The sequence below is a fragment of the Umezawaea sp. Da 62-37 genome (genome assembly GCF_032460545.1).
Classification (GTDB): Bacteria; Actinomycetota; Actinomycetes; order Mycobacteriales; family Pseudonocardiaceae; genus Umezawaea.
The window spans coordinates 1,898,155-1,912,310 of the sequence record NZ_CP135965.1; the positions used below are offsets into that span (position 1 = coordinate 1,898,155).

Below are 14,156 nucleotides of genomic sequence, written 5' to 3' on the forward strand. Positions count from 1 at the left end.
CTCAGAGCGACACCGTCAGGCCCCCGTCCACGACGAGCGTCTGGCCGGTGATCGCGCCCGCCTGGTCGGAGGCCAGGAAGGCCACGGCGTTGGCAATGTCCTGCGGAGTGGCCAAGCGCAGCGGGGTGCGGCTCTCGCGGCGGTCCACGCCGGCGGCGTCGACCACGCCCAGCGACCCCGGCGTGGGGACGAAACCGGGAGCGACGGCGTTGACCCGGATGCCGCTCGGCGCCAGCTCGACGGCCAGCTGCCGGGTCATGCTGGCACCGGCTCCCTTCAGCGCGCCGTACATGGTGGCGCGCGGGAACCCGGTCGTGGAGGTGATCGACGTGATGTTGATGATGGAACCGCCGTCGCCGCCCATGGCCTTGGCCGCCCCCTGGCTGAGCCACACCATGCCCTTGATGCCGATGGCGATCATCCGGTCGAGGGTCTCCTCCTCCACGTCGGGCAGCAGCGCGTAGTGGATCCACGCGGCGTTGTTGACCACGACGTGCGGGCCGCCGAGCCGCTCGTTGACCACCTCGACGAGCTTGAGCACCGCCTCCCGGTCGCTGATGTCGCCGTGCACGGGGTACACGCCGGGCTCGGCCCTGTCCGGCAACGTCGACAGGTCGCGGTCCTCGGGGTAGCCGACGTCGAGGCCGACGACCGCGTAGCCCGCCTCGCTCATCCGCTCCGCGATGGCCGCGCCGAGTCCCCGTGCCGATCCGCTGACGACGCACACCTGGGTCATCGCGCACTCCCTACTTCCGTGGTGGACCAGCGCGGCGGGGCGATGCCCTCGACGGCGGCCTTGATCTGGAGCGCGACGTACCGCGAGTAGATGCGGCACATCGCGAAGCTGCCGCCGAGGACGTAGAAGTTGTCCTGGCCGGTCCTCGACCACATGCCGCGCTGCTCCCAGTCCGGACCCGGCCCCCAGATGGGTCCGACCCGGTCGGCGACCTCGTCGCCCAGCAGCGCCCGCACGCCCTCCTGCATCGGCTTGAACCCGGTGGCGAGCACGACCAGGTCCGCCTTCACCGGGCTGCCGTCGGCGAGCACGACCCCGTCGGTGGTGAAGTGCTCGATCCCCTTGCCCTGCTTGAGCTTGATCCGGCCCTCGATGATCAGGTCCGACGCCCCGACGTTGATGTAGTACCCGCCGAAGTACCGGATCAGCTTGAGGTAGAACCCGGTGTCGTCCTCGCCGTTGTCCAGCGCGAACCCCGCGGCGCGCAGGCCGTCGAGGAGTTCCTTGTCGTCCTCGGCCATCACCTTGCTCAACGGGCCGTGCAGCTCGTGCAGCAGGGCGTTGGGCACGGACGCGCTGCGCAGGTCGGTGTCCTCCAGCGGCCGGACGCCCTCGGCCTGGCTGTACAGCGTGAACACCCTGGCGGCACTGGGTTCCAGGCTCACGACCGTCGTGGACGAGCGCTGGAGCATCGTCACGTCCGCGCCGCGCAGGCAGAGGTCCTGCGCGATGTCGTGGGCGCTGTTGCCCGCGCCGACCACCAGCGCCGTGCGGCCCTCGACGTCGAGGTCCTCGGTGCGCCCGCTGGAGTGCACGACCTGCCCCTGGAAGTCCTCCATCCCCTCGAACGAGGTGACGTTGGGGATGCCGCTGACCCCGGTCGCCATCGCGAGGTGGCTCGGCCGCAGCGTCCGGATCGTCCCGTCCGGCCTGCGCAGCCGCACGGTCCAGCGCCGGTCGCCCTCGTCGAAGTGGCCGTCGAGGAACTCGACGCCGGTCCACACGTTCAGCTCGAGGGCCTTGGCGTAGGACTCGAACCAGTCCGCGAGCATGTCCTTGGGGATGTAGATCGGCCAGGTGTCCGGGAACGGCAGGTACGGCATGTGGTTGACGCAGATCTCGTTGTGCAGCGTCAACGAGTGGTAGCGGTTGCGCCAGTTGTCGCCGATCCGCTCCATCCGGTCCACCACCAGGGTGGACACGCCCAGCTGCCCGAGCCGCGCGGCCAGCGTGATCCCGGCCTGCCCCGCACCGATCACCAGGACCTCGGGGTCCTCCGTCGCGAACTCCGCCGTCGCGATCCGGCGGTCCAGCCAGTTCTCCCTGTCCCCGTCGACGGCGCGCCGGTTGTCCCGCCGCCGGTGGATCCCGGTCTTCTCCGGGTACCCCTCCAGCTCCTGCAACGTGGTGAGGAACGTGAACGCGCGGACCGCGCCGGTCCCGTCCTCCACCAGCCGCACGAATCCCCTGCCGCGACCCATCGCCGTGCGGAAGCCGAAGAACGCCTCGACCACCCCCGTCCGGTCGCCGATCACCCCCTCGACCGGATCACCGTCCTCCAGCACGGGATCGGTGAACCCACTGGGTTCGTGGGCCGCGCCGAGCGCCGCCTCGACCTCCCCCTGCCCGTGGAACGTCCGGATGTCCCACGTGAGGGCCAGCAGGTCGCGCCAGTAGCAGTCCGGCGTGAACAGCGCCGCCGCCGCGCCGTGGTCGTGGCCGACCAGCGCGGCGTCGAGATCGGCCAGCCAGGCCTCGGCGATCCGCCGCCGCTGTCGGCCCTGGGTGTCATCGGGGATGGTCATCGGGAATCCTTTCCGCGCCGTTCGTGGGGTTTTCGGGCACGACCTCGATCACGGTCGGCGCCGACGTCGAACCGCGGGGGAATCCGTCTCCGTGCAGGGTGCGGGAACTAGGACTCCACCGCGGGTGTTAAGCCGATCCCGGACGCCCACAGGGTGGTCAAGGTCTGGATGACCTCTTCCTCCTCGTAGTCCTCGCCCAGGACGAGCCACACGTAGCAGAAGTTGCTCACCATCGACGTGATGGCCTCGGCCACGCAGCGCGGGGACAGCGTCGGGTCGACCCTGCCCTCGCCCTGGAGTCGACGGATGCCCTTCTCCGAGCGGTTCCGGAAGATCTGCCGGATGTTGCGGCGCATCTCGCGGAACCGCGGGCTGATCGTCGCGACCTGCTCCAGGATGGCCAGCAGGCCCGCGTTCTCCTGGTAGGCCCGCACGTAGGCCCGCGTCACGAGTTCGAAGCGCTCCAACGGGTCCCGCGACGAACCGGTGGGGACCGACGCCGCGACGTACAGCCCCTCGTTCACCTTCTTGATGACCGCCGTGAAGATGGCTTCCTTGGAGTCGAAGTAGGTGTAGAACGAACCGCTCGACATCTTGGCCAGCGTCGTGATGTCGGTGATCTTCGCGTCCAGGAAGCCGTCGCGCACGAAGATCTCGCTCGCCGCCTCCAGAAGTCTTTCCTGGGTGCGGAACCCGCGCTCGCTGCGCGGGACCAGGATGCCCTCGTTCCAGTCGGGTTCGATCGTCGCGGGCGCCGTTCCCCCCGTCGACGGATCGCCTGTAGCTGAGCTCACTGCTGCCCCTTTGCCGGAGTGTCGGCGGGGACGCGGACCTCGTCGCGCTCGGACGGAGGTGTACCCAGGTACGCCTCGACGACCTCAGCGTTTCGGCTCACATCCCCGAGTGAGCCACTCGCGATCACCTGGCCCTGGTTCAGGACGACCACGTGGTCCGCCAGTGCCTCGACGGCCTGCATGACGTGTTCGATCATAACGATCGCCACGCCCTGCTCCCGGCACGTTCCGACCTGCCTGATGACCAGGTCCACCTCGTGCGGGGTGAGCCCGGCCATCACCTCGTCCAGCAGCAGGACCTTGGGCCGCGACACCATCGCGCGGGCGAAGTCGACCAGCCTCGTCAGCGCGGTCGGGATGCTGCCCAGCTGCTGGTCGCGGTACTCCCACAGCTCGAACCGCTCCAGTTCCGCGCGGGCCAGCGCGTTGGCCCGCCGGTAGCCGCGGGCCTGCCGGTAGGCCGCCACCGCGACCGACTCGAACACGTTGAGCGAGCCCACGTTGCCCGAGATCTGGAAGGTCCGGGTGATGCCCTTGGCGAAGGCGGTCGCCGACGGCACGCCGGTCACGTCCTCGCCGTCGAGGTGGACGCTGCCGCCGTCCGGGCGCAGCACCCCGCCGATGATGTTGACCAGGGTGGACTTCCCGGCGCCGTTCGGTCCGATCAGCGCGGTGATGGAGGCCGACTCCGCCGTGAACGTCACGTCGTGCAGGACGTTCAGCCCACCGAAGCTCTTGGCGACGTGCTCGACGCTGAGCATCAGCCCACCCTCCCGTCGACGAGTTCCCCAACCGGCTGTTCCGACGCGGCGGGCACGGCCTTCTTGCGACCGCTGCCGAAGACCGCGCGCACGCCCGCCTCCCAGAGCGGCATGATGCCGCCGGTGCCGAACCGCAGGAGGAGGATCACCACCACGGCGTAGGCGATCTGGGTGTAGCTGCTGACGTTGGCCGAGGACACCGCGAACGAGCGGAGGAACTCCTCCAGCACGGCGATGCCGATCCCGGCGACGATCGGGCCCGCCAGCGTCCCCGCGCCGCCGATGATCGAGCCGACCATCATGGCCACGCCGATCTCCACGGTGAGCACGGAGTCGTAGCTGACGATCTGGACGTACTGCGCGATCAGGGTTCCGGCGATCGACGTGAGCCCCATGCTCAGCGCCATCGCGAGCGCCTGGTTGCGCACGACGTGGATGCCCATGCTGGCCGCGATCACCGGGTCCTCGCGGATGAACGGCAGCGACCGCCCGAAGTGGGTGAACCTCATCAGCGCCGCGGTCCCGGCGGTGATCACGACGAGGAAACCCAGTGTCGTGTAGTAGAAGCCGCTCGGGTCGACGTACCACTGGAGGTGCGCGAAGCCCTCCTCGGTGCCCGAGTAGGAGATGCCGTTGATGTCGCCCAGGAACGTCCACGACGCGGCGACGCCCGCCGCGGCGAGGCTCAGCGCGAGCGTGCCCAGCGCCAGGAAGAACGCGTTCACGCCGAACCGGCTCATCAGCAGGCTGATCAGGAACCCGAGCACGGCGGCGATGACGACGCCGACCACCAGCGCGATCCAGGCGTTGACCTCGTGGCGCCAGGTCAGGACCGCCACCGAGAACGCGCCCGTGCCGAACGCGACGATGTGCGCCAGCGACAGCTGGCCGACGTAGCCGCCCGCGATGTTCCAGGTGAAGTTGCGCAGCGCGTAGAGGAGCGCGACGAACCCGACACCGATCATGGACGGCGGGACCAGGTAGGGGTAGACGATCGCGAAGACCAGGGCGACCGCGACGACGACGGCGTTGACCCTCCTCAGTGGAGTGTCGAGGTACCGCAGCGGATTCGTCATCCCACACCCACCTTCGTCAGGGCCTTCCGCGGCTTGATCCGCGCGGTCGCCCGTACCACCAGGCCCTGCGGCCTGACCAGGATCACCAGGAAGAACAGCCCGTACACCAGCGCCGTGGCGAAGGTCCCCGGCGCGTAGAGGCTGCCGAGCGCCTCGGCGAGCCCGAGCAGGACGCCCGCCGCGACGGTCCCCCACAGCGAGCCCGCGCCGCCGATGACCACGACGATGAACGCCTTGATCGTCAGCTCCAGCCCCAGCGCGGGCGACACCGGCTGGATCGGCAGCAGCAGGCCGCCCGCGATCGCCGCCAGCCCGCAGCCCAGCGCGAACGTCAGCCGGTAGACGCGGCGGACGTTGATGCCCACGTGGATCGCGCCGTTGAGGCTTTCCGAGCAGCCGCGGATGATGGTGCCGATCCTGGTGCGGTAGACCAGGAACGACACCGCCAGCACGAGCACCAGGCTCAGCACGCCCGCGGCCATCCGGGGCGCGCTGATCGTCACGCCGGACGAGGTGAACGCCTCGAACGGGTACGGGTTGGGGATCGTCTCGAACGGTTCCGGGTGCAGGACCTGGAACAGGTACTGGATGGCGATACCCAGGCTCAGCGTGATCACCAGCTGGCTGTGGCCGCCCTTGGCCAGCCCCGATTCCAGCAGGAACCGCTGCACCAGGTACCCGACGAGCGCGCCGCCGAGCGCCGCGACGACGATCGCGCCGATGAAGGCGAGCACCCCCTGCGGCTGGAGGGTGAGCACCCCGTACATCCCGATCAGCACGAAGTAGCCGTGGGCGAAGTTCACCACCCGCATGACGGTGAACACCAGGTACAGGCCGATGCCGATCAGCGAGTAGAGCAGTCCCTGCAGCAGTCCGGTGGACGCCAGCTGGAGAACCGTGCTCATGCCTTCACCACCCCTCCGGTCGCGGCGCTGCCGAGGTAGCCGCGCCGCATCAGCTCCGAGTCGGCCAGCTCGTCGGTCGGGCCCTCACCGGCGATGTGGCCGTTCTCCAGGACGTAGGCCCTGGAGGCGAGGGCGAACGCCTGGTGCACGTTCTGCTCCACCAGCAGCACCGTCGTGCCGCGCTCGTTGATCCGCGCGATGGTGCTCATGATCAGCGTGACCACCATGGGCGCCAGACCGAGCGAGGGTTCGTCGAAGACGAGCATCTTCGGCTGGGACATCAGGCCGCGGCCGATGGCCAACATGCTGCGCTCGCCTCCGCTGAGCGTCCCGGCGAGCTGCTCCGCGCGTTCGGACAGCCGCGGGAACAGCTCGTAGATCTCGGCCAGCACGGTGTCGACCGACGTGCGGTCGGCCACCGCGATCGCGCCGAGCCTCAGGTTCTCCTCCACGGTCATGCCGGAGAACAGGTCGCGGTCCTGCGGGACCACGACCAGGCCCCGGCGGACCCGGTCCCAGGGGCGGACGCCGAGCAGCGACTCCCCCAGGAACGACAGCGTCCTGGCCTTGGCGGGCAGCATTCCCAGCACGCCCTCGATCAGCGAAGTCTTGCCCGCCCCGTTGGACCCGACGAGGCAGACGCACTCACCCTCGTGGACAACCAGGTCGACCTGGTGCAGCACCTCGGACCGGCCCCGCCTGACGCTGAGGCCCTCGATCTCCAACGTGGTCGCCATGGTGGCTACTTGCTTCCGGGACGCGGGTAGACGATCTTGGCGGTGGCCACGTTCTCCGGGTACACGGGGATGAACTCGCCGCCCTGCACCTGGGTCACGATGCCCTCGGCCTTGGTGTTCAGGCCCTTCTCGTCGAACTTCACGCCGTGGCCGATGATGTACATGCCGTTCTTGTCGCCGCCGAGGCCGTCGAAGTCGACCTTGCGCAGCGCCTGCGCGATCTTCTCCGAGTCGTCGGCCGTGCCCGCGATGGTCATCGCCTCGGCGGCGACCGCGAGCGCCGAGTAGTAGCACGCCCCGATGCCGTCGGGCTTCTGGCCGTCGTAGGCCGCCACGTAGTCGTCGTAGAACTTCTGCGGCGAGAACTTGGAGCCCTCCTTGGCCTTCAGCTTCTGGGTCCAGTAGCTGCCCGCCAGGTCGTTCTCCGCGATGTCGCCCGCCGACTCGACGAACTTGGTGTTGGTGTTGCCGCCCAGCACGCCGACGGTCGCCCGCGGGACGAAGCCGGACGCCTTGAGCGCGGGGTAGAACTGGAACGTGCCCTGCGGGTTGCCGCCGAAGATCAGCACGTCCGGGTTCGCCGCCTGCACGCGGCTCACCAGCGGGGCGTAGTCGCTGGTGGACGACTCGTCGTAGGAGATGGTGTCCAGCAGCTTGACGTCGGGGAACTCGTCCTTGAGGGTGCGCTCCCACGCGGTCTTGGCCTCCGGGAAGGCGCCGAGGCTCGCGTGGACGATCAGCGCGGTCCGCACCGGGCTCCCCGCGGCCTTGGCGCCCGCCATGACGGCGCGCACCGACGCGGCGGCCCAGCCCTTCTCGTCGGGCATCGTGGGTTCGAGCTTGAACGCGTACTTGCGGCCGTCGCCGATGATCGACGCCGCGGCCTCCATCGGGACGAGCAACGGCACCTTGATCTGGTCGGCGGTCGTCGCCGCCACGACGGTGGGCGGGCTGGCGGAGGCACCGAGGATGATCTTGCAGCCGTCCTGCACGAGCTGCTTCATCAGCGCGGGCACGGCGTCGGGCTTGGACTGGTTGTCGACGGCCTTGATGACGACCTGGCGGCCGAGGATCCCGCCCAGCCCGTTGAGGTCCTTGGCCGCCAGCTGGAGGGCGTTGAGGGTCTGCGTGCCGTAGGCCGCGGTGGCCCCGGTGAGGGAGGCGACGTAGCCGACGGTGATCGGGTTGTCGCCGCCGCTGCCGCCGGAGGCCGAACCGGAGTCGCCGCAGGCGGCCAGCAGACCCGTGGCGCCCAGCGCGCCCGCGCCCATCAGGAAGCGGCGCCGGGACGCCTGGATGTCGAGCAGACCGTGGGACTTCTTGGTGGCCATCGTTGGAACCTCTCGCCATCGGGAGGCGCGTAGCGCCCGAGGAGTTGTGGTGCTGAAGCTCGCGAAAACCGGTTTCACCGACCGGTCCAGTGCGGTTTTCGCTTCTCGACGAACGCCGCGGCCCCCTCAAGCCGATCGGCGCTCGTGTACGGACTCGGACCCGGATCCAGGCGGAGCGCGGTCGAGATGGGCAGCGTCGAGCCCACCCGCACCATCGCCTTGTAGCGGCGCAGGGTCACCGGCGCGCGCTCGACGAGCTGCGCCGCGATCCCGCGGGCCCGGTCCGCCAACTCCGCTCGCGGGGCCAGCCAGTTGACCAGCCCCACCCGGTGGGCGTCGACCGCGTCCAGCGGCTCGCCCAGGTACAGCATCTGGAACGCGATCCCCATCGGCACCAGCCTCGGCAGCATCTGGCTGCCGAAGTTCGCCCCCAGCCCCACTTTCGACTCCGGCAGCATCAGCCGCGCGTCGTCGGCGGCGATGCGCAGGTCGCACGCCATCGCCAGTTCCAGGCCGCCTCCGACGACCCAGCCGTGCAGCACCGCGAGCGTCGGTTTCCCGCACTCCAGCACCGTTTCGTAGAGGTTCCGCGTCGGTCCGCTCATCGGCAGGTACGCCGCCGCGCCCGCCTTGTCGTTCCCGTTCATCTGCTTGAGGTCCGCACCGGCGCTGAAGGCGCGGTCCCCGTTCGCGGCCAGGAGCACGACCCGGACGGAGTCGTCGCGGTCCAGGTCCGCGAACACCTCGACCAGTTCCCGTTGCAGCTCCGAGCTGAGCGCGTTCAGGTGGTCGGGGCGGTTCAGGGTCACCGTCGCCACGGAGTCGGTGACGTCGAGCAGCAGCGGCGCGGTCATCCCGCCTCACCCGTGCCCGCGCTGGCGCTGAGCCGCGGCCACAGGCCCGCGCCGCCGTCCGCGAGCACACCGCGGCCCAGCAGCGCCGCCCAGTCGCGGGTGGTGCCGAACTCGTCCTGCCACGCCCACAGCCGCGTGGTGGACCACGGCAGCGCGTGCTCGTCGGTGACGCCGATGGCGCCGTGGACCTGGTGCGCCCGCTTGGTCACGATCCGCGCGGCGCATCCCGCGGTGTTCTTGGCCGCCGCGACCGCGAACGACGTCTGCTCCGGGGAGGCGGACACCGCGAGCTGCACGGCCATGCCCGTGCACATGGTCTCCTCCGCGATGGCGACGAGGTGGTGCTGCACCGCCTGGAACGAGGAGATCGGCTGGCCGAACTGCTCGCGTTCACCGGCGTAGGCCAGCGACAGCTCCAGCGCGGCCTCCATGGCCCCGCCCATGGAGGCGGCGCGCAGCACGGCACCCCGTTCGCGCAGGGCGTCCTGGTCGACCGCCGTCGGCGCCACCGCGTCCGCGGCGAGGGCGACCCCGTCGAACCGCACGGTGTCGCGCGGCTCGTCGGCGAGGTTGGTCCCGCGCCGGAGGTCGTCGGGGATCGGCAGCACCACGGCGAACGTCGTGCCCTCCCCCGTCGCGACCGCGGCCACCTGGTCGCTGTCGCGGCCCCACGGGACGCGGTGCAGCACACCGGTCGCCGTCCAGCCGTCCCCGGCGCGGACCACGGTCAGGTCGTCGTCGGGGTGGGCGGCCGCGCAGGTCGTAAGGCCGGGGGGCAGGTCGAGGCCCGCCCCGGTCACGAGCCAGGCCGCCAGTCCCGCCGACTCCACCAGCGGCACCGGCGCGCCCGCCCGGCCGACGGCCCGTGCCAGGACGACCAGTTCGGCCAGGCCCGCGCCGGACTCGACGTCGCCGAGCGCGGTCAGCCCGGACTTGTCCAGCACCGTCCACAACTCGCGCGGGAACTCGCGGCCGGTGGCGGCGCGGGTGTCCCGGTCGAAGTGCTTGGCGAAGATGGCGCGCACGGTCTCGTCCAGGAGCTGGAGTTCGTCGGTCACAGTGCCCTCCGCTTCTCGCGCAGCAGGTGCTTGGCCGCGACGGTCCGCAACACCTCGTTGGTGCCGCCGCGCAGGGTGAAGGTGGGGGCGGTGACCGTCGCCTCGGCCAGCAGCTGGTCGAACAGGTCGCCACCGGGCTCCTGCTCGCCGCCGGAGAGGTCGCGGACCAGGTCGAGCACGTCGTGCTCGAAGGAGGTGCCGAGGTCCTTGACCAGGGTCGCCTCGACCGCGGGGACCTCGCCGCCGTCGAGCGACCTGGCGATCGACAGGGACATGTTGCGCAGCACCCAGTACCGGGCGGCCAGCGCGCCGAGCCGCAGCTCCGCCTCCGGGCCCGCCACGTCGCGGAAGTCCAGGAAGTACCGCAGCACGGGGAAGGTGGTCAGGAATCGGTCCGGGCCGGAGCGCTCGTAGGCCAGCTCGGAGGTGACCTGGTGCCACCCGGACCCGACCTCGCCGAGCACCATGTGGTCGGGCACGAAGACGTCCTCGAACACGACCTCGTTGAAGTGGTGCTGCCCGTTGAGCAGCTTGATGGGCGACACGGTCAGGCCGTCCGACGTCAGGTCGACGATCAGCTGGCTCAGCCCGACGTGCTTGCGCCCCTCCTGCGGGGAGGTTCGGCACAGCGTCATCACGTAGTGGCAGTACTGCGCGCCCGACGTCCAGACCTTGCTGCCGTTGAGCAGCCAGCCGCCCTCGGTGCGGGTCGCCCTGGTGCGCACGGAGGCGAGGTCCGACCCGCTGTCGGGTTCGCTCATGCCCAGGCAGAAGAACGCGTCACCGCCGACGATGCGGGGCAGGAACTCGCGCTTGAGCCGTTCGCTGCCGAAGGACAGGATGACCGGCGCGGTCTGCCGGTCGGCGACCCAGTGCGCTCCGACCGGGGCGCCCGCCGCGAGCAGCTCCTCCACGACGAGGAACCGCTCGGTCGCCGACCTGCCCGGTCCGCCGTACTCCTGCGGCACGACCATGCCGATCCAGCCGCGGGCGGCCAGCCTGCGGCTGAACTCCACGTCGGCGCCCGCGTTGATGCCCAGCTCGGGCAGGTAAGTACCGCTGGGGAACTCCTCCGCCACGAACTCGCGCACCTCGGCGCGGAGCGCTTCCTCGTCCTCGGTCAGGCCCGAGGGCCGGAACTCGATCATCGTCCCTCCCCCTGGTCGTCGCCGTCGGCCCGGAGTCGACGGGCCTGGGTCCAGATCTGCACACCGCGTTCGACCTCGATGGCCGTCGACCACGGCAGCGGTGACGGGTCGGCTTCGGCGCGGAAGGACTTCGCCACCCGTCGGGCCAGCACGGGATCACCGGCGATCCGCCCGGCCAGTTCGAGCGCCCGCGCCTCCACCCGGTCGTCGGCGACCGCCTCCCACGCGAGTCCCATGTGGACGGCGCGCGTGCCGGAGACCTCCTCGCTGAAGACGCCCATGGCCGCGGCCGCCTCGCGCCCCGCCACGCGGGAGGCGATGGTGAAGAAACCGCCGCCGGGGTGGATGCCCGCCTTGAGGAAGCCCGCGATGAGCCGGGCGTCGTCCGCGACGATCCGCAGGTCGGTCGCCAGTGCGAGGTTCAGCCCCGCGCCGACCGCGGCCCCGCGGACCGCGGAGATGGTCGGGACCTTGATCTGGCCGACCCGGTAGAACGCCCCGTAGATGTCGTCGGTCTCGGCGTAGGCGCTGTCGCTCATGGGATCGGCGTAGGTCCCGTTCCACGAGCGGGTGTCTGCCCCGGAGCAGAACGTGCCGCCGTCGCCCCGGACGACCACGGCGCCGATGGTGCGGTCGGCGTCGATCCGGTCGCAGAACTCGGTGAGCTGGTGCGCCATCTTCAGGGTGAGCGCGTTCTTGATGGACGGGTTGCTGACGGTGAGGACGGCGATCCCGTTCTCGATGTCCAGGCGTGTCTCGGGTGTCATGCGGTCGTCTCCTCAAGAGGGCCTAGGCGTAGGAGGAAGTCCAGCGCGATCGCCCGCTTCCCGGCGTCGACCAGTCGCAGCGGGTTGACCTCGAGTTCGGCCAGCCGGTCGCCCACCAGTACCGCGAGCCTGCTGAGCGTCGCGATCGCCTCGGCCGCCGCGTCCAGGTCGTGGCCCTCCCTGCCCCGGAACCCGGTCAGCAGCGGCGCGGCCTTCAGCTCCAGCAGCATCTGCTTGGCCGCCCGCGCGTCGACGGGGGCGAGCCTGGTCGTGGTGTCCTGGTACAGCTCCGTGGTGACACCGCCCATGCCGACGGTGAGCAGCGGCGGGAAGCCGGGCTCGGTGTTGGTGATCCCGACGAGCAGTTCGGGTCCTTCGGCCACCTGCTCCTGCACGAGCACCTCGGTCGTGCCCTCGGCCGTGAAGCGGTCGACGAGGTCGCTGTAGACCGTCGCCGCCTCGCCGACACCGACGCCCAGTCGCACTCCGCCGCGTTCGGTCTTGTGCACCACCTCGGGCGACTGGATCTTCATCACCAGCGGCCCTCCCAGCGCGCGCGCCGCGTCGGCGGCCTGGTTCACCGAACTCACCAGGCGCTCCCGCGGGCGGTCGATCCCCAACGCCGTCAGCACTTCCGCGCCCTCGTGCTCGGTGATCACGCCGCCGCGCAGTCCACTGAGGACGTCCCCGACCCCGAGGTCCGACTGCCGTCCGAGCGGCTGGGACGGCATCGGAACGCTGGTGGCCAGTGCGTGCAGCACGCCGACGCCCATGCGCGGCGAGTCGTACACCGGCATCCCGTTGGCGCGCAGGATCTCCCTGGCCTCGGCGGTCTGCTGGCGGGCGGCGAGCCACACGACCACGACCGGCTTGGTCGCGCGGGCCCACAGCCCGCACAGGCCGTGCGCCATCGACGTGGCCAGGTCGCCGGTGACCATGGTCAGGACGACCAGGACGGAGTCGACCGTCGGGTCGGCGAGCAGTTCGTCGCACACCGCGATGAACCCGTCGGTCTCGTTGGCCTTGAACATCTGCGCGGTCACGTCGACCGGGTTGGTCACCGCGCCGAAGTCCGGGACCACTCGGGCGAGCCTGCGCTGCACCGGTTCGGTGAGGTCGTCGACGGTCATGCCGCGCGCCTCGGCCTGGTCCGCGGCGAGGCTGCCCGCGCCGCCGGAGGTCGTGATGATGCCGAGCCGGTGGCCGCCGGAACGCGGCAGCACGCTCAGCGCGTGGGCCGTGGCGATGAAGTCCTCGACGTCGTCGGCCTGGACCACCCCGCGCTCGCGGCACATCGCGGTGAACGCGGCGTCGTCGCCGATGATCGCGCCGGTGTGCGAGGTGGCGGCCCGCGCGCCGGAGCCCGACAGCGCGGACCGGAGCACCAGGATCGTCTTGCCCAGCTCGGCCGCCCGCGCGGTCAGCCGGTCGAACTCGGCGCCGGGCACGGGGCTCTCGAGGTACATCGTGAGCACCTGGATCCGCGGGTCCTCGACGAGGAAGTTCGCGATCTCGGTGGCGCCGAGGTCGGCTTGGTTGCCAGTGCTGGCCCAGGTGCCGATCCGCAGGCCGCGCTCCCTGGCGAGGCTGAAGATCGAGCCGCCGACGGCGCCGCTCTGGCCGATGTAGGCGATGTTGCCCGGCTCGGGCACGCCCAGTTCGAGCGCCGCGGTGAACGACGCGACCACGTGGTCGTGGACCGCCAAGAGGCCCTGGCAGTTGGGGCCGAGCAGCCGGACGCCGTGGTGGCGGGCCAGCCGGACCAGCTCCTCCTGGAGCGCCTGGCCGTCGGGCCCGGTCTCGGCGAAGCCGGAGGCGAACACGACCGCGGCCTTCGCGCCCGCCCTGGCCACCGCCGGCAGCAGCCGGACGACCTCGGAGGCGGAGACCAGCATCAGGACCAGGTCGACCTCGCCGGGCAGGTCGTCGAGCGAGGGGTAGCAGGTGAGGCCCTCGAGGGTCTGGTAGCCGGGGTTCACCGGGTAGACGGCACCGGCGAAACCGTGCTCGACCAGGTAGGTCAGCGGGCGGGCGAAGGGGTTGCCCGGCCTGCCGGACGCGCCGAGGACGGCGATGGCCCTCGGCCGGAACAGGGCGGAGAGGTCGTCGGCAGTCGTGGAATCGGAACTGGCGGCGAGTCCGCCGGGCGGGGCGAACGTTGCGGCGTCAGACACCTGGCGGCTC

13 protein-coding genes are annotated in these 14,156 nt (G+C 70.9%); all 13 read right to left on the reverse strand.

Going from position 1 to position 14,156, the window contains the following annotated elements; translation table 11 throughout:
* Position 1: 1 nt before the first annotated feature.
* The 13 genes from RM788_RS08075 to RM788_RS08135 all read right to left on the reverse strand — a co-directional run bounded on the left by RM788_RS08075 (position 2) and on the right by RM788_RS08135 (position 14,146).
* On the reverse strand, positions 2 to 736 hold the full coding sequence (locus RM788_RS08075; protein ID WP_315930910.1) for an SDR family NAD(P)-dependent oxidoreductase: 735 nt from the start codon (positions 734 to 736) through the stop codon (positions 2 to 4).
* Entirely contained in the window at positions 733 to 2,541 is a 1,809-nt protein-coding gene (locus tag RM788_RS08080) for a flavin-containing monooxygenase (protein WP_315930911.1), read from the reverse strand. Before RM788_RS08080 ends, RM788_RS08075 begins: the two co-directional genes overlap by 4 nt.
* A 107-nt stretch (positions 2,542 to 2,648) precedes the next feature.
* A complete protein-coding gene (locus RM788_RS08085) occupies positions 2,649 to 3,335 on the reverse strand; it encodes a TetR/AcrR family transcriptional regulator (protein ID WP_315930912.1) in 687 nt (228 codons plus the stop codon).
* Positions 3,332 to 4,096 (reverse strand): ABC transporter ATP-binding protein, encoded by a 765-nt coding sequence (locus tag RM788_RS08090; RefSeq protein ID WP_315930913.1) that lies wholly within the window; start codon positions 4,094 to 4,096, stop codon positions 3,332 to 3,334. The genes RM788_RS08085 and RM788_RS08090 overlap by 4 nt, the downstream gene beginning before the upstream one ends.
* Entirely contained in the window at positions 4,096 to 5,172 is a 1,077-nt protein-coding gene (locus RM788_RS08095) for a branched-chain amino acid ABC transporter permease (RefSeq protein ID WP_315930914.1), read from the reverse strand. The genes RM788_RS08090 and RM788_RS08095 overlap by 1 nt, the downstream gene beginning before the upstream one ends.
* Complete coding sequence (locus tag RM788_RS08100) at positions 5,169 to 6,077, reverse strand: branched-chain amino acid ABC transporter permease (protein ID WP_315930915.1); 909 nt, start codon at positions 6,075 to 6,077, stop codon at positions 5,169 to 5,171. The genes RM788_RS08095 and RM788_RS08100 overlap by 4 nt, the downstream gene beginning before the upstream one ends.
* Entirely contained in the window at positions 6,074 to 6,814 is a 741-nt protein-coding gene (locus RM788_RS08105; RefSeq protein WP_315930916.1) for an ABC transporter ATP-binding protein, read from the reverse strand. The genes RM788_RS08100 and RM788_RS08105 overlap by 4 nt, the downstream gene beginning before the upstream one ends.
* Before the next feature lie 5 nt (positions 6,815 to 6,819).
* Positions 6,820 to 8,145 carry an ABC transporter substrate-binding protein gene (locus RM788_RS08110; protein WP_315930917.1) on the reverse strand — a complete coding sequence of 442 codons (1,326 nt, stop codon included), beginning with the start codon at positions 8,143 to 8,145 and terminating at the stop codon, positions 6,820 to 6,822.
* 74 nt (positions 8,146 to 8,219) lie between these two features.
* A complete protein-coding gene (locus tag RM788_RS08115; protein ID WP_315930918.1) occupies positions 8,220 to 8,999 on the reverse strand; it encodes an enoyl-CoA hydratase/isomerase family protein in 780 nt (259 codons plus the stop codon).
* Entirely contained in the window at positions 8,996 to 10,057 is a 1,062-nt protein-coding gene (locus RM788_RS08120; RefSeq protein ID WP_315930919.1) for an acyl-CoA dehydrogenase family protein, read from the reverse strand. The genes RM788_RS08115 and RM788_RS08120 overlap by 4 nt, the downstream gene beginning before the upstream one ends.
* A complete protein-coding gene (locus RM788_RS08125; RefSeq protein WP_315930920.1) occupies positions 10,054 to 11,205 on the reverse strand; it encodes an acyl-CoA dehydrogenase family protein in 1,152 nt (383 codons plus the stop codon). Before RM788_RS08125 ends, RM788_RS08120 begins: the two co-directional genes overlap by 4 nt.
* Complete coding sequence (locus tag RM788_RS08130; RefSeq protein ID WP_315930922.1) at positions 11,202 to 11,972, reverse strand: enoyl-CoA hydratase/isomerase family protein; 771 nt, start codon at positions 11,970 to 11,972, stop codon at positions 11,202 to 11,204. The genes RM788_RS08125 and RM788_RS08130 overlap by 4 nt, the downstream gene beginning before the upstream one ends.
* Complete coding sequence (locus RM788_RS08135) at positions 11,969 to 14,146, reverse strand: acetate--CoA ligase family protein (RefSeq protein WP_315930923.1); 2,178 nt, start codon at positions 14,144 to 14,146, stop codon at positions 11,969 to 11,971. The genes RM788_RS08130 and RM788_RS08135 overlap by 4 nt, the downstream gene beginning before the upstream one ends.
* Positions 14,147 to 14,156 lie beyond the last annotated feature (10 nt).